The 15,512-nt window shown below is 31.6% G+C and carries 15 protein-coding genes; 12 read left to right on the top strand and 3 right to left on the bottom strand.

Annotation, left to right across the window (positions count from 1 at the left end):
- The first annotated feature begins 79 nt into the window (after positions 1–79).
- The 4 genes from galE (at position 80) to DMR38_RS11175 (ending at position 4,155) form a co-directional block, all read left to right on the top strand.
- Positions 80–1,066: a UDP-glucose 4-epimerase GalE gene (galE, locus tag DMR38_RS11190; RefSeq protein WP_127721400.1), complete on the top strand. Its 987-nt coding sequence runs from the start codon at positions 80–82 to the stop codon at positions 1,064–1,066.
- A gap of 65 nt (positions 1,067–1,131) precedes the next feature.
- On the top strand, positions 1,132–2,826 hold the full coding sequence (gene argS / locus DMR38_RS11185; RefSeq protein ID WP_127721399.1) for an arginine--tRNA ligase: 1,695 nt from the start codon (positions 1,132–1,134) through the stop codon (positions 2,824–2,826).
- Positions 2,827–2,892: 66 nt separating this feature from the next.
- Positions 2,893–3,690 (top strand): ribonuclease H-like domain-containing protein, encoded by a 798-nt coding sequence (locus DMR38_RS11180; protein ID WP_127721398.1) that lies wholly within the window; start codon positions 2,893–2,895, stop codon positions 3,688–3,690.
- Positions 3,691–3,777: 87 nt separating this feature from the next.
- Complete coding sequence (locus DMR38_RS11175) at positions 3,778–4,155, top strand: CBS domain-containing protein (RefSeq protein ID WP_127721397.1); 378 nt, start codon at positions 3,778–3,780, stop codon at positions 4,153–4,155.
- Between the two features lie 8 nt (positions 4,156–4,163).
- Here the strand turns inward: DMR38_RS11175 and DMR38_RS11170 are convergent, their stop codons facing one another.
- Genes DMR38_RS11170 through DMR38_RS11160 form a run of 3 tightly spaced genes read right to left on the bottom strand, consistent with a single transcriptional unit; the run spans position 4,164 to position 6,371 of the window.
- Positions 4,164–4,325 (bottom strand): FeoB-associated Cys-rich membrane protein, encoded by a 162-nt coding sequence (locus tag DMR38_RS11170; protein ID WP_127721396.1) that lies wholly within the window; start codon positions 4,323–4,325, stop codon positions 4,164–4,166.
- 14 nt (positions 4,326–4,339) lie between these two features.
- Complete coding sequence (gene feoB, locus DMR38_RS11165) at positions 4,340–6,106, bottom strand: ferrous iron transport protein B (protein ID WP_127721395.1); 1,767 nt, start codon at positions 6,104–6,106, stop codon at positions 4,340–4,342.
- Positions 6,107–6,143: 37 nt separating this feature from the next.
- Positions 6,144–6,371 carry a ferrous iron transport protein A gene (locus tag DMR38_RS11160; protein ID WP_127721394.1) on the bottom strand — a complete coding sequence of 76 codons (228 nt, stop codon included), beginning with the start codon at positions 6,369–6,371 and terminating at the stop codon, positions 6,144–6,146.
- A gap of 186 nt (positions 6,372–6,557) precedes the next feature.
- Here DMR38_RS11160 and DMR38_RS11155 point away from each other — a divergent pair, with 186 nt between their 5' ends.
- The 8 genes from DMR38_RS11155 to DMR38_RS11115 all read left to right on the top strand — a co-directional run bounded on the left by DMR38_RS11155 (position 6,558) and on the right by DMR38_RS11115 (position 15,476).
- Complete coding sequence (locus tag DMR38_RS11155; protein ID WP_127721393.1) at positions 6,558–7,283, top strand: HAD-IB family hydrolase; 726 nt, start codon at positions 6,558–6,560, stop codon at positions 7,281–7,283.
- Between the two features lie 73 nt (positions 7,284–7,356).
- Positions 7,357–7,986, top strand: coding sequence for a ribonuclease H-like domain-containing protein (locus DMR38_RS11150; protein WP_175413127.1), 630 nt, complete (start codon positions 7,357–7,359; stop codon positions 7,984–7,986).
- A gap of 48 nt (positions 7,987–8,034) precedes the next feature.
- Complete coding sequence (locus DMR38_RS11145; RefSeq protein ID WP_175412989.1) at positions 8,035–8,733, top strand: FadR/GntR family transcriptional regulator; 699 nt, start codon at positions 8,035–8,037, stop codon at positions 8,731–8,733.
- Positions 8,734–9,147: 414 nt separating this feature from the next.
- Positions 9,148–10,674, top strand: coding sequence for an L-lactate permease (locus tag DMR38_RS11135; RefSeq protein ID WP_127721390.1), 1,527 nt, complete (start codon positions 9,148–9,150; stop codon positions 10,672–10,674).
- 29 nt (positions 10,675–10,703) lie between these two features.
- Positions 10,704–11,978, top strand: a complete 1,275-nt coding sequence (gene larA, locus DMR38_RS11130; RefSeq protein WP_127721389.1) for a nickel-dependent lactate racemase — start codon at positions 10,704–10,706, stop codon at positions 11,976–11,978.
- Positions 11,979–12,015: 37 nt separating this feature from the next.
- Positions 12,016–12,807: an electron transfer flavoprotein subunit beta/FixA family protein gene (locus DMR38_RS11125; protein ID WP_127721388.1), complete on the top strand. Its 792-nt coding sequence runs from the start codon at positions 12,016–12,018 to the stop codon at positions 12,805–12,807.
- Between the two features lie 20 nt (positions 12,808–12,827).
- The gene (locus DMR38_RS11120) at positions 12,828–14,036 is read left to right on the top strand and encodes an electron transfer flavoprotein subunit alpha/FixB family protein (protein WP_127721387.1); all 1,209 of its coding nucleotides are present in this window, start codon (positions 12,828–12,830) and stop codon (positions 14,034–14,036) included.
- A 27-nt stretch (positions 14,037–14,063) separates the two neighbouring features.
- Positions 14,064–15,476 (top strand): FAD-binding oxidoreductase, encoded by a 1,413-nt coding sequence (locus DMR38_RS11115; RefSeq protein WP_127721386.1) that lies wholly within the window; start codon positions 14,064–14,066, stop codon positions 15,474–15,476.
- Positions 15,477–15,512 lie beyond the last annotated feature (36 nt).

Below are 15,512 nucleotides of genomic sequence, written 5' to 3'. Positions count from 1 at the left end.
ATAGGATGAAATAGATATAAAATATAAAATATAGTATTTAAATGACTATAAAGTTATAATTTATATTGGAGGATTTATAATGGCAATTTTAGTTTGCGGTGGAGCCGGATACATAGGCAGTCATATGATTGCTGAGTTATTGGAAAATAAAAAAGAAGTTATTGTATTAGATAATTTTGAAAAGGGACATAGATCTGCAGTTTTAGGTGGAAAGGTATATAAGGGAGATTTAAGAGATGATAATATACTTGACAGAGTATTTGGAGAAAATGAAATTGAAGCCGTAATAGATTTTGCTGCTTATTCTCTTGTAGGGGAAAGTGTAGATGAACCTCTTAAATACTTTGATAATAATGTAGGTGGAACTTTAAATTTACTTAAAGCAATGAGAAAACATAATGTAAAGTATATTGTATTTTCATCAACTGCAGCTACTTATGGTGAACCTGAAAGCATACCAATTTTAGAAAATGCAGTTACATATCCTACTAATCCCTATGGAGAATCAAAGCTTACAGTGGAGAAAGTTTTGAAGTGGAGTGATAGGGCATATGGTATAAAGTATGCTGCACTGAGATATTTTAATGCAGCTGGAGCACATATAAATGGGTATATAGGAGAAGATCACAGGCCTGAAACTCATTTAATTCCAATAATACTTCAAGTAGCTTTAAAAAAGAGAGATAAAATATTCATATTTGGGGATGATTACAATACAGAAGATGGTACCTGTATTAGAGATTACGTTCATGTAACTGATTTAGCTAATGCTCATCTTTTAGCACTAAATAAAATTATGAAAGAAAATGAAAGTAAGATTTATAATTTAGGTAATGGAAAAGGATTTTCTGTAAAAGAAGTAATTGAAGTTTCAAGAAAGGTAACTGGAGAAAAAATAGAGGCTGAAATTGCACCTAGGAGACAAGGGGATCCGGCAGTGCTTGTGGCTTCTTCTAAGAAAGCCCAGGAAGAGCTTGGATGGAAGCCAAAGTATAATTCTCTGGAGAACATTATTGGAACTGCCTGGAATTGGCATAAAAATCATGCAACTGGATATGAAAAATAATAGAATGTAAACAGGAGAGGAGTTGAATAATGTTAAATAAATATAAATTTATTTAACATAAAGTTATGGACTATAAAGAAATAATAGCAGAAAGAATTAAAGAAAATGTAGATTTAGAATTGGATTTTATAAAAGGCTTGATAGAGATACCTCCAAAGCCTGAGATGGGGGATTATGCCTTTCCATGTTTTCAATTGGCAAAGACGTTAAGAAAAGCTCCAAATATGATTGCAGAAGAATTGAAAAGTAAATTAGACAAAGAATATTTTGAAAAAGTTGAAAATCTAGGACCTTATTTAAACTTTTTTGTGGATAAAGCAGCTTTTACAAAAGATACTTTAGAGAAGGTATTAAAAGAAGGAGAGAATTATGGGAAGTCTGAGATAGGTAAAGGAAAAAATGTAGTTGTAGAGTTTTCCTCACCTAACATTGCAAAGCCATTTCACGTAGGACACCTTTTTAGTACATCTGTTGGAAATGCGTTGTATAAAATGATAAGTTCTCAAGGATATAACTGTACCAGAATAAATCATTTGGGAGATTGGGGAACTCAATTTGGAAAGCTCATATCTGCTTATAAAAGATGGTGTGATGAAGATTCCCTACATAAAGATCCAATAAAAGAGCTTTTAAGAATATATGTTAAATTTCATGAGGAAGCTGAAAAAGATCCTTCACTCAATGAAGAAGGTAGAATGTATTTTAAGAAATTAGAAGATGGATGCGAGGAAGAAGTTACCCTCTGGAAAAAGTTTAAAGATTTAAGCCTTAGAGAATTTAAAAAGATATACGATCTTCTAAATGTGGATTTTGATTCTTATGCAGGAGAGAGTTTTTATTCAGATAAAATGGATGCTGTTGTAGAGGAAATAGACAAGACAGGTATTTTAGTTGATAGTAATGGAGCAAAAGTTGTAATGCTTGATGATTATAATTTACCTCCTTGCATTGTAAAGAAATCGGATGGAGCTACTATATATGCAACTCGTGATTTGACTGCAGCTATATATAGAAAGAAAACTTATGACTTTGATAAATGTATATATGTAGTGGGACTCGATCAGTCACTTTATTTTAGACAGATATTTGCAACTCTTAAATTAATGGGAAAAGATTGGGTTGATTCATGTGTACATGTAGGTTTTGGTCTTGTAAGATTTGCAGATAAAAAACTTTCTACAAGGAAGGGAGACGTAATATTCTTAGAGGATTTGTTGAACAGAGCTATAGAGAGGACCCTTGAAATAATAAATGAAAAAAATCCTGAGCTTGAAAATAAAGAAGAAGTTGCAAAGAAGATAGGTGTAGGAGCTGTTGTATTCACTTATTTAAAAAACAACAGAGAAAGAGATATAGTATTTGACTGGAATGAAATGCTGAGCTTTGAAGGAGAAACTGGTCCTTATGTACAATATAGCTATGCTAGAGGAAAAAGTATATTAAGGAAAGCTCCTGCTGGTATAAGTGAAAATGTAGATTACAGCAAATTAAATAGTAAAGAGGAATTTGAACTTGTAAAAATACTTCATGGTTTTAATAAGGCAGTATTAAATGCTATAAATAAGTTGGAACCATTTATAGTAACTAGATATGTAATAGATGCAGCTAAAGCCTTTAATAAGTTTTACAATGCACATAGTATTATAAATGCTGAAGATGAAAGTGTTAAGGAAGCTAGGATTCAACTTGTAAAGGCTTCCTGCCGGGTAATAAAAAATGGTTTGAATTTACTTGGAATAGATGTAGTAGAAGAAATGTAAAAATAGCATTTGTATTTTCAATTCTACAGCAGAATGGAGATGGAGAAGTTACTTAGTAACTAGGTTATGGAAATCAAAGAATATAAACAGCGTATAAATATTTCAGAAGATATATTTTCAAGTTGTAATATGGATGATGTGGCATATTTTGATATAGAGACAACAGGATTTGACAGAGAACATGACAACATAATACTTATATCTTTTGGGAGATTTTTAAGCAGGAATGACTTTGAAATGAAACAGTATTTTTCTGATGTTTTAGAAGATGAAAGAGAAGTTATATATAATTTTGGATTAGATGTAAAAAAATACAGCAGCTGGTGTTCCTATAATGGAATAGCATTTGATGAGCCTTTTATAAAAGAGAGGGCTCATCAAAACAATATGTGTTTTGAAGCTCCTGAACATCACATAGATTTGTACAGGCTTATAAGACCTTACCATAAACAACTTGGAATGGAAAGATGTAATTTAAAGACTGTAGAGAAACATGTGGGAATAGAACGAAAAGATAAAATAGATGGTGGAATTAGTGTAGATCTGTATAAAGAATTTCTAGAAAGTAAAAATGAAAATGTAAAGAAAACTATAATGCTTCATAATTATGAAGATGTTTTAAATTTACCTAAAATACATGAATTTGCTTGCAAAATTAAAAATAATAATTTGCTTGTAAGGGAAGATTGTATTACAGAGAAACAGTTAAAATATTTGAAAGTACTTTTGAAAAAGAATAATATACGACTAGATGTTCCATTAGAAAAAGTATCTAAAAGAGCTGCTTCTCACGTCATAAACCATCTCCTAAAAGGTGAAAATGATTGTGATGAATTAGTAAATATAATAAATAATAGTTACTAGTAATTTTAATATAAAATTAAATTTTTGAAATATTTGTACTTTATATTGAAAAATAACTGTATAATTGAAATAGGGAGGGATAATAGTATGGTAGGAGAGATAATGCATTCTGATATTGTGAAATTAAAGAGAGAAGATAGTCTCCATAAGGCTCTAGATGTAATGTATGACCATAATATAAATGGAGCACCCGTGGTTGATGAAAACGGTAAACTAACAGGTATGATAGTAAAAGCAGATATATATAGGTTTCTAATGGAAGAAGGACATTATGATACATGTCCTGTTGACTGGGTTATGGCAAAGAATGTAGTTACAGCTAAAAGTGACGAGGACATTTTAACTGTTGCGAAAAGGTTGAGGGAAAAGAACATAGTATCTATTCCTGTAATAGATGATGAAAATACGGTTAAAGGAATTATATCCATCGAAGATATATTGGATTATGTTATAAAAAGGTTCTGATATTTATATCAGAACCTTTTTATATTATTACAATCTTTTGTATGATAGGGACATTTTGAACCAGTACAGCATCCACAATCACATTTACCTTTGGCTCTATTTTTAATATTTCTATAAAGTATATACAAGGCTGTTCCTGCAATAAGTATTGTTACTATAATTTCTAACAATTAAAACCCCTCCATTACTTAAATATAAGTGAAGCTATATTAAATACAGTAAAAGAAGATATCCATGCCAGTAAAAGTTGGTATGTTACGGAAAATACTGCTATTTTGTTTCCGTATTCTTTTTTCATGGTTGCTATTGCAGATATACAAGGGGTATATAGTAATACAAAAACTAAGAATGCATAAGCGGAAATAGGGGAAAATTGACTTTGAAGAGAGGTGACTAAATTTCCACCATATACAATACTCATAGTACTTAATACAATTTCTTTTGCGGTGATACCTGTAATAAGTGATACTGAACTTTGCCAGGTGCCAAATCCCATTGGTGAAAATATAGGACTTATTAATTTACCGATAGAAGATAGAATACTTTTATCCATGGATACCATACCAGATAAATTGAAATTAGACAAAAACCAGATTAAAACCGACATGGAAAATATTATGGTACCTGCTTTTTTTAAGAATCCCTTAGCTTTTTCCCAAGTGTGAAATAACAAACTTTTTAATTCAGGAATATTGTATTCAGGAAGTTCTATTATAAAAGGTTCTTCGTCTTTTTTAAATAAGGTATTTTTAAAAATCAGGCCAATTAAAAAGGCTATAAAGATTCCAAGAATGTACAAAGAAAATACTACAGTAGTTTTATTTTTAGTGAAAAAAGCTGATGCAAATAGTGCATATATAGGTAATCTAGCGTTACATGACATTAAAGGTATAAGTAATGCTGTTAATTTTCTATCTTTTTCACTTTCAAGTGTTCTAGAAGTCATAATTGCAGGTACGGAGCAACCAAAACCTACTATAAGTGGTATAAAAGCTTTTCCAGACAACCCCATTTTTCTCATAAGTTTGTCCATTATAAAAGCCCCTCTTGCCATGTATCCGCTGTCTTCCAAAAAAGATACTCCTAAAAATAAGCAAAATATAACGGGGAAAAATACAACTACAGATCCTACACCAGATAGAATACCATCTACTAAAAGAGAACTAAACCAGTTACTTGTTCCTGCTAAGAGTATCTTTAAATCTGGTTTTAAGAAGCTTTCTAAAAAGTTGTCAAAAATATCTGCAGTAGGCTGGCCTACCCAACTAAAAGTAAATTTGAAGATCAATATTAAGCATATTAAAAATATTGGATAAGCTAAAAATCTATTTAAAACTACTTTATCTATTTTTTCAGTAGTTGAAGTAATATTTTTTTTTGTTTCCTTAACACATTTGTTTAAAATATTATTTATATAGGAATAGGCTGTTTTTTCATTTTCAAAGATAAATTTGCTATTATCTGTTTCTTTTAAAAAGTTACCACTTTTAAGAATTTCAAGAAGGTTGTCTATACCTTTTCCTTTAGCTGCTACAATTGGAACCACTGTTACTCCTAGTTCTTTAGAAAGTGCTGAAAAATCTATTTTTAATCCTTTAGATTCTGCTGCATCCATCATATTCAAAACTAATATAATAGGTTTATTAAATTGTTTCAATTGAGTTGTAAGATATAGATTCCTATTTAGATTTGATGAATCTACAATATTTATTATTACGCTTGGATTTCCTGTAAGTAAAAATTCTTTGGATACTTTTTCTTCGTTAGAATATGTATCCATGGCATATATTCCGGGCAAATCTACAATTTTTATAAAATTATCTACGTAACCTTCCTTTTTTTCAACGGTTACTCCAGCCCAGTTTCCAACATATTGATTTGAACCAGTTAGATGATTAAATAAAGAAGTTTTACCCACGTTTGGGTTGCCAAGTAAAGCTGCTACGATCATATTACTCCTCCCGTCTATAACTTCATTATTAATAATTTTATGCAGGGACATTTACTGATATATTTTGTGCATCCTTTTTACGTATAGCTAAATTGAAACCTCTTAAGTTTATAACTATAGGATCCCCTAAAGGAGCACAATTTTTTAATAATACTTCAGTCCCTTCTATGCATCCAAGAGCAAGAAGTCTTTTAACTAATTTTTCATTACCATTTATACTTTTTATCATTCCAATTTCACCTAGTTTTAAATCGCAAATACTCATATAAAGCCACCTCCCAATTTGTTAAATATAATGAAAATCATTATCATTTCTGATATTATAATATCATATTAGAAATATACTGTCAACCGATTATTTTTTTTTGAATATTGATATTATAAGTATGTATGTTAAAATAATAAGATATATTTATGTTTTTTCAAATAATAGTTAAGGAGAATAAAGAGTATGAGTATAGCAGCTTTTTTTGATATTGATGGTACTTTATATAGAGAGGGTCTTATAACAGAGGTATTCAAAAAATTAGTGAAATATGAAGTAATACCTGGAGAAAGATGGTATAAGGAAGTTAAACCAGAATATGAAAAGTGGGATAAAAGAGAGGGAAATTATGATAATTATCTTTTAAAGATTGCTGGTATATATATTGAAGCTATAAAAGGTCTTCACAGATCTCAAATAGAATTTATAGCCAAAAATGTAGTTTCACAAAAGGGCCATAGGGTGTATTCTTATACTAGGGATATGATAAAATGGCATAAGGAGCAGGGGCACAAGGTTATAACTGTATCTGGAAGCCCGGTGGAGCTTGTAAGGGAGATGGCTGTTAGATATGGATTTGACGATTATGTAGGAGCTGTGTATATTATAGATAGTAGTGATATTTATACGGGAGAAGTTGTTCCTATGTGGGATAGTGTTAGCAAGAAAAAAGCCATAGAATTATTAGTTGAAAAATATGGTATAGATTTAGCAAAAAGTTATGCATATGGGGATACTTCAGGAGATTTTGCAATGCTTAATATGGTTGGAAACCCTGTCTGTGTAAATCCAACCCGGGAACTTTTGAAAAAAATAAAAGATAATAGTGTTTTAAGCGAAAAGGCAAAAGTAATAGTGGAAAGAAAAGATATGATATATAAACTAGAAACAAAGTGCATAAATGATATATAAATTGTCTATGTTTTAAAATGAATTGGAGAAGAGTGATAAAGTGATAGAAAGACTTAATGATGTTGGTGTTGAAATGCCTATGACAGAAAGTTCACTAAAAGTAGAGAATAATAACTGTGTTTTTAAAGATTCTATATTTTTTGATTTAGAGCATTATATATATAAGAAACCAATATGTATAGGAGTATTTGGATGCTGTTTTTATGATTACAAAAATCAAATTTTAAAAGTAACTCAGTATATGATAGAAAACAGCAAAGATGTAAGAGATATACTTGATTTAGCAAGAAGTTACTTTGAAACTATGATTGAAATGGGAAAAAAATATATAGTGACTTTTTCAGGCAATAATGATTTTACAGTAATAAACTATCTTTTTGAGAAATATGGTATAGAATTTAATATAAAAGATTATTTTATAAGTATAGATTTGCAAAAAGAATATGAAAAAGAAATGCATAAATCCATAGGTCTAAAAGCATTGGAAAAAGAATTTGGAATAAATAGAGAAAATGAAGTGATAAGTGGTTCAAATTTGGCGAAAACCTTTAGTAAAATATCAAAGGACAATGAATATATAAAGAGAATGCCTGAAATGAAAAAACAAAAAATATTATTGTATAATGAGCAGGATGTAGTAAGTTTATTTGATATATATACAAAGTGGAATAATGTTTTTGTAGGTTCTGCTCAAAATATATAGAAGAAGTTATGCAAATATAAGATAAAATGAATTGAGGTGGCTCATTTGATGTTTACACCTATAAAGAACACAAAGGTATATGAACATGTAATAGTGCAAATTGAAAATATGATTATGGATGGTACTTTAAAAAGAGGAGACAAACTTCCGTCTGAAAGAGAGTTAGTTGATAACTTTAAAGTGAGTAGGACGTCTATAAGGGAAGCTTTAAGGGCGCTTCAAGTTATAGGGCTAATAGACAGCAGGCAGGGGGAAGGAAATTTTATAAAACAAAGCTTTGAGGACAGCTTATTTGAACCATTGTCTATAATATTTATGCTCCAGGGTGGGAAACCTGAAGAAATAATGGAAGTGAGAAAAATTATAGAAGTGAGAACAGCAGCTATAGCTGCAGAAAAAATAAATGATGAGCAGCTAGGTAATCTGGAGAGATTAGCAAATGCTTTCAAAACTTCTAAAGATGAGAAAGATAATGTAGAACTTGATAAACAATTTCATTATCAAATTGCCCAAGTTACTGAAAATTTTTTGATAAAAAATATTTTAAATTCAATGTCTTTTTTAATGGATTCCTTTTTAAAAGAGGCTAGAGGTAAGATACTTGTAAATGAAGGAAATCTATCAGTACTTGCAGCACAGCATATTAAAATATATGAAGCTATTAAAAATCATGATGCTAAAATGGCTTCAGAAGAAATGAAAAAACATTTAGATTTTACGGATAAGTATATTAGAAATAATATGTAATCATCGGATAAACAGAGTTCTTGGCATTATATGGAGTCAAGACTCCATATAATGATTAGAAATCGTTATCCAGGGATGTAGCTGCTCTTTGCTACCACTTGGAGAAGCGGGAGCATTAGAGCAGGTAGTCATCGGATAAATGTAAAAAACCTTTTGCTTAAATAGTTAACTTATTAACGTTAATAAGTTAACGGCTAGTACACTATAATATGAAAATTAGGGTACAGATAAAAATTTTTATCTGTACCCTAATTTTATGAAAACGTTACAACTGCAACATAATTTAATTAATTCAATTTATTATAAGTAATGTTAACAATATAACAATTGTAGAAAAATTGAAATGATTATGCTAATATAATGTCAAAAGTGGTATTACCATAATACCAATAAGGTTTTTTAAGGGGGATTAAAATGAACAATTATTTACTTTTTTTTATTGCACTCATACCAATTGTTTGGTTAATGGTATCACTTGGGGCTCTGAAAATTCCGGGACAAAAAACATGCCCTTTCACATTAGCTGTTACTATGATTTTAGCTATAATTGTATGGAAAATGCCAATTTTTAATGCAATTACAGCGGCGCTTGAAGGTATAGCTCTTGCAATATGGCCTATTATGATTGTCATTATAGCTGCTGTTTTTACCTATAATATTACAGTTTATACTAAAAGCATGGATGTAATAAAAAAAATGATGACAGGTATTACTACAGATAAAAGAATATTAGTTCTCATTTTAGCCTGGGCATTTGGAGGATTTATGGAGGCTATAGCGGGATTTGGAACTGCAGTTGCAATACCTGCAAGTATACTAGCAGGACTTGGATTTGATCCTGTATTTGCAGCTATAATATGCCTTATTGCAAATACAACACCTACTGCTTTTGGAGCAATAGGAATTCCTGTAACAACTCTTGCAAAAGTTGCAAATATTAATGTAACTCAGCTAAGTTATGCAGTAGGACTGCAGCTTGTAATTTTAATTGTGGTTGTTCCAGTTGTGCTAGTAATGCTTACAGGAAAAAGTGTGAAGGCCATAAAGGGATTTTGGGGAATTTCCCTTGCATCAGGAATTTCTTTCGCAGTTCCACAGCTTTTAGCTGCAAAATATCTTGGAGCTGAGCTTCCAGCTATACTTGGATCTGTTTGCTGTATGATAGTTACAATTGCCGTAGCTAAAATATTCTATAAAGATACTGCTGATAAGCAAGCAGAAAAGGTTTCCACAAAAGAAGGAATACTTGCATGGATGCCTTTTATACTGGTATTTTTATTTGTAATATTGAGCAGTGCACTGTTCCCACCAATAAATAAGGCATTGTCTTCCGTAAAAACTTCAGTACTCATTTATTCGGGAAAAGGAGGATCACCTTATACATTTAACTGGTTGTCAAATCCAGGAACTTTAATTATAATAGCTACATTTATTGGCGGACTTATCCAGGGTGCTAAGATTACTGAAATAATTGGAGTGCTTGGAAGTACCTTTAAGCAGATGTATAAGTCAGCTATTACTATAATTGCAATAGTAGCTCTTGCAAAGATAATGGGTTACAGCGGAATGATAAAGTCTATATCGATCGTTCTAGTAGCTGCAACGGGAAGATTTTATCCACTTATTGCTCCTATAATTGGTGCACTTGGAACTTTTGTAACTGGAAGTGATACTTCAGCTAATGTACTCTTTGGAGGACTTCAGGTTGAAGTTGCCAAATCGCTTGGATTAAATCCGTATTGGCTTGCAGCAGCTAATACTGGTGGAGCAACAGCAGGAAAGATGATTTCACCTCAAAGTATAGCAGTTGCGACAGCGGCTACTGGACTTGTAGGTCAAGAAGGAAAAATACTAAATTCAACTTTAAAGTTTTGCATAGTTTATGTAATTGTTTTAGGAATTATTGCTTACTTTGCAGGACCTATGTTTGGATTTAATTAGATTAATACTTACGAAAGGAGAATTTGATTATGTCTAAAGTATGTTTACCTTATAGTAAAAAGACAATTGAAATTCAAATTGATGATAAAAATTTAGTTGGAGTTTTAAGATCAAGGGCAGAAGAGTACAAACCTCAATTCGGGGAAGTTGAAATAGTTGAAAGGGCACTTGATAATCCGGTTGCTTCACCTAAATTGGAGGATTTAGTAAAGGGCAAAAAGGATATGGTTATAATAACCAGCGACCATACAAGACCTGTACCAAGTAAAATAATAACACCGATACTTTTAAAAAGAATAAGGAGGGTAAATCCAGATATTGATATAAAAATTTTAATAGCAACGGGATTTCACAGGGCTACTACTAAAGAAGAACTTATAGGTAAATTTGGAAAAGATATAGTTGAAAATGAAAATATAATAATACATGATTCTAGAGACGAAAAGAGCCTTGTTAAAATTGGAACACTTCCATCTGGTGGAGATCTCATAATAAACAAAATTGCTGCTGAAACTGAGCTCTTAATAGCAGAAGGTTTTATAGAATCTCACTTCTTTGCAGGATTTTCAGGAGGAAGAAAAAGTATTTTACCTGGGATAGCTTCGGCAAAGACCATAATGGCAAACCATTGTTCTGAATTCATAGCAAGCCCTTATGCAAGAACAGGTAAGCTTAACAATAACCCTATACACAGGGATATGATATATGCTGCAGAAAAAGCAAAGCTTGCATTTATAGTAAATGTAGTTATAGATGAAGATAAGAAAATAATAAATGCTTTTGCAGGAGACAGCAGGATTGCCCATGAAAAGGGATGTAAATTTGTGATGGACTTATCTAAAGTAGATAAAGTTCAGGCTGATATTGCCATTTCGACCAATGGAGGATATCCGCTAGATCAAAATATATATCAATCAGTTAAAGGCATGACTGCAGCTGAAGCTACTTGCAAAGAAGGTGGTGTAATAATAATGGTAGCTGCCTGTGATGATGGTCATGGCGGTGAAGGGTTTTATAATAATTTGGCAAATGCAAATTCTCCAAAGGAGTTTTTAGAGAAAGTTTCTAAAGTGCCTAGAGGAGAAACAGTACCAGATCAGTGGGAATCTCAAATACTTGCCAGAATACTAAGTACACATACTGTAATAATGGTAACAGATATGTGTGATCCTGAAATTATAAAAAATATTCATATGCAGCATGCTTCAACTATTTCTGAAGCTTTAACAAGAGCATATGACATTATGGGAAAAGATGCTAAAGTAGCAGTTATTCCTGATGGAGTTTCAGTTATTGTAAGTTAATTTATAAATTCATATAAAAATTTTGGAGGTAACTTAAATGGATATATTAGTATGTATAAAACAGGTACCAGGAACTTCTAAAGTTGAAGTTGATCCTGTAACTGGTGTTTTAAAAAGAGAAGGAATAGATTCCAAAATGAATCCTTATGATCTGTATGCACTTGAAACTGCACTTAGAATCAAAGCAGAAAAAGGAGGAACAGTAAAAGTTATAAGTATGGGCCCTCCCCAGGCTGCTGATGTTATAAAAGAAGCTTATATGATGGGCGCAGATGAAGGTGTGCTTCTTTCAGATAGAAAATTTGCAGGAGCGGATGTACTTGCAACTTCCTATACTATTGCTCAGGGAATAAAAAAAATGGGACATATTGATTTAATATTATGTGGAAAGCAGACTACAGATGGAGATACTGCACAAGTTGGGCCTGAAATGGCTGAATACTTGCAAATACCACATATAGCTAATGCACTTAGCATAGAAAAGGTTGAAGAAAAATCCATGGTAGTAAAAATGGATATGCCAAATACAGTTGAAGTAGCTGAAATAAAATATCCTTGTCTTTTAACAGTGGAAAAAGATATATTTCAACCTAGACTTCCATCATATAAAAAGAAACTTGAAACCAAAGATAGAGAAGTAAAAGTATTTGGATACAAGGATTTTGAAGATAAAGATGAAAATAAATATGGATTAAATGGATCTGCAACCCAGGTAGAAAGAATATTTCCACCAGAAGTGAATAATGATAAAGAAATGTGGAAGGGAAATGGAATTGAACTTGCAGACAGACTTTCAAAAAAACTTAAAGAACTTAAATTCGTAGATTAGAGTTTCAAGGAGGAATTGATATGGGTAAATTAGTAATAAATGAAAATAAGCTTACTCCTTCAATTATAGAAGAATTGATTGGAATATGTCCGTTTGGAGCAATGGAAAATAAAAATGGAAGATTAGAAATAAGTGCTGCTTGTAAAATGTGCAAGATGTGTGTGAAAAAAGGACCTTGTGGGGTAGTTGAATTTGTAGAAGATGAAATTAAGCAAATAGATAAAAGTTTGTGGAAGGGAATAGCTGTATATGTAGACCATGTAGAAGGAAATATACATCCTGTAACTTATGAACTTATTGGAAAAGCAAGGGAGCTTGCGGCTAAAATAAAGCATCCTGTTTATGCAGTTTTTGTTGGATGCAATATAAAAGACAAAGCAGAAGAATTGCTGCATTATGGTGTAGATGAAGTATTTATATATGATTATAATGAGCTTAAAGATTTTAGAATAGAGCCTTATACTGCAGCTCTTGAAGATTTTATAAACAAAGTAAAGCCTTCTACATTTTTGGTTGGTGCAACTACGGTTGGTAGGTCACTGGCACCTAGAATAGCAGCTAGATTTAGAACTGGGCTTACAGCTGACTGTACTGTACTTGACATTAAGGAAAATACAGATCTTGTTCAAATAAGACCTGCATTTGGAGGAAATATAATGGCTCAAATATTGAATCCAAATAACAGACCACAACTTGCTACTGTTAGATACAAGGTTATGAATGCACCTGACAGATCAGAAAAAATATCAGGTAAAATAACTGTAGAATCTATGGATAAAAATAAACTTAAATCAGATATAGAAGTATTAAAAATAATCAAGAAGAAAATTGAAGAGGAAATATCTGAAGCTGATGTAATAGTTGCAGCAGGAAGAGGTGTTAAATCCGAGAAGGATATGGAACTTATAAAAGAACTTGCTAATTTAGTTGGAGGACAAGTTGCTTGCACAAGACCTCTTATAGAAGCAGGATGGTTAGATGCAAAGAGACAGATTGGTCTTAGTGGAAGAACAGTTAAACCAAAACTTATAATAACTTGTGGTATATCCGGTGCTATACAATTTGTAGCAGGAATGAACAATTCAGATTTGATTGTTGCAATAAACAAAGATTCAAAAGCTCCTATATTTAATGTAGCAAACATAGGCATTGTAGGAGACATATATGAAATTATACCTAAGCTTATAGAAAATATAAAGTCTGGTAAAAATTTGTGTGAAGCAATTTAAGGAATATTTTAGTTTGGAGGAAATGATATGGAAAAGTGTATTGAAAAGTATAAAAAATTGGACAATACTGATATAGATTTTTTAATAAATTTACTTGGAAAAGATAGAGTCTTTGTGGGAGAAGACATAAACGCAGATTACAGCCATGATGAATTAGGAGGTGTAAGTAAATATCCTGATGCAATGGTAGAAGTATTGAGTGCACAAGAAGTATCAAAGATAATGGCCTATGCATATAAAAACAACATTCCAGTAGTGGCAAGAGGGTCAGGCACTGGTCTTGTTGGTTCATCTGTTCCAATAGAAGGTGGAATAATGATAAATTTAACAAAGATGAACAATATACTTGAATTGGATGAAGATAATCTTACATTGACATTAGAACCTGGAGTACTTCTAATGGATATAGGCAAATTTGTAGAGAGTCATGATTTATTTTACCCACCAGATCCTGGTGAAAAATCTGCAACAATTGGTGGAAATGTAAGTACTAATGCAGGAGGAATGAGAGCTGTTAAATATGGAGTTACAAGGGATTATGTAAGAGGCATTGAAGTAGTTCTTCCTAATGGTAAAATATTAGAGTTTGGTGGGAAAATTGTAAAAAATAGTTCCGGTTATAGCATAAAGGATTTGATATGCGGTTCAGAAGGTACTCTTGGAATAATTACAAAGATAATATTAAAACTAGTGCCACTTCCTAAAAAATCAATAAGCCTTCTTATACCATTTCCTGATTTAAATAGGGCTATAAGCACGGTACCTAAAATAATAAAATCAAAAGCTGTACCTACTGCTATAGAATTTATGCAAAGAGAAGTAATACTTGCAGCAGAAGAATTTTTAGGCAAGAAATTCCCGGATAACTCTTCGGATGCCTATTTGCTTCTTACATTTGATGGAAATAGCAAAGATCAAATAGAAGGAGATTATGAAAAGGTAGCGGATATATGCTTAAAAGAAGGTGCACTGGACGTATATATTACAGATACTGATGAAAGAAAGGAATCCGTTTGGTCTGCAAGAGGTGCTTTCCTTGAAGCTGTTAAGGCAACTACTACTGAGATGGATGAATGTGATGTTGTAGTACCTAGAAATAGAGTAGCGGAATTTGTTAAGTACACAAATGACGTTCAAGATAAATTTAATATTAGAATAAGAAGTTTTGGACACGCAGGTGATGGAAATTTACATGTTTATATTTTAAAAGATGACTTATCAGAAGATGAGTGGCATAAAAAATTAAGTGGTGTATTTGACTGCCTGTACAAAAAATCTGAAGAACTGGAAGGTGCAGTTTCAGGAGAACATGGAATAGGATATGCTAAAAAGAAATATATAAGAAGACAATATGGAGAAGATTATATTGAGCTTATGAGAAATATAAAATTTGCATTTGATCCTAAAAATATCCTAAATCCAGATAAAGTATGCGAATAATTGTAGTAAATTTCTAAAGAGAATCTTATAAAATAA

Origin of the sequence: Clostridium sp. AWRP, from assembly GCF_004006395.2 — a bacterium.
Lineage (GTDB): Bacteria > Bacillota > Clostridia > Clostridiales > Clostridiaceae > Clostridium_B.
Note: the sequence above shows the minus strand (reverse complement) of the source record. Positions and strands in the feature narration are given on the sequence as shown.

Bases quoted from the DNA above. Each gene is read 5' to 3' on its own strand.
- galE (WP_127721400.1), top strand. From the start codon at position 80: ATGGCAATTTTAGTTTGCGGTGGAGCCGGATACATAGGCAGTCATATG.
- argS (WP_127721399.1), top strand. From the start codon at position 1,132: ATGGACTATAAAGAAATAATAGCAGAAAGAATTAAAGAAAATGTAGAT.
- DMR38_RS11180 (WP_127721398.1), top strand. From the start codon at position 2,893: ATGGAAATCAAAGAATATAAACAGCGTATAAATATTTCAGAAGATATA.
- DMR38_RS11175 (WP_127721397.1), top strand. From the start codon at position 3,778: ATGGTAGGAGAGATAATGCATTCTGATATTGTGAAATTAAAGAGAGAA.
- feoB (WP_127721395.1), bottom strand. From the start codon at position 6,106: ATGATCGTAGCAGCTTTACTTGGCAACCCAAACGTGGGTAAAACTTCT.
- DMR38_RS11160 (WP_127721394.1), bottom strand. From the start codon at position 6,371: ATGAGTATTTGCGATTTAAAACTAGGTGAAATTGGAATGATAAAAAGT.
- DMR38_RS11155 (WP_127721393.1), top strand. From the start codon at position 6,558: ATGAGTATAGCAGCTTTTTTTGATATTGATGGTACTTTATATAGAGAG.
- DMR38_RS11150 (WP_175413127.1), top strand. From the start codon at position 7,357: ATGCCTATGACAGAAAGTTCACTAAAAGTAGAGAATAATAACTGTGTT.
- DMR38_RS11145 (WP_175412989.1), top strand. From the start codon at position 8,035: ATGTTTACACCTATAAAGAACACAAAGGTATATGAACATGTAATAGTG.
- DMR38_RS11135 (WP_127721390.1), top strand. From the start codon at position 9,148: ATGAACAATTATTTACTTTTTTTTATTGCACTCATACCAATTGTTTGG.
- larA (WP_127721389.1), top strand. From the start codon at position 10,704: ATGTCTAAAGTATGTTTACCTTATAGTAAAAAGACAATTGAAATTCAA.
- DMR38_RS11125 (WP_127721388.1), top strand. From the start codon at position 12,016: ATGGATATATTAGTATGTATAAAACAGGTACCAGGAACTTCTAAAGTT.
- DMR38_RS11120 (WP_127721387.1), top strand. From the start codon at position 12,828: ATGGGTAAATTAGTAATAAATGAAAATAAGCTTACTCCTTCAATTATA.
- DMR38_RS11115 (WP_127721386.1), top strand. From the start codon at position 14,064: ATGGAAAAGTGTATTGAAAAGTATAAAAAATTGGACAATACTGATATA.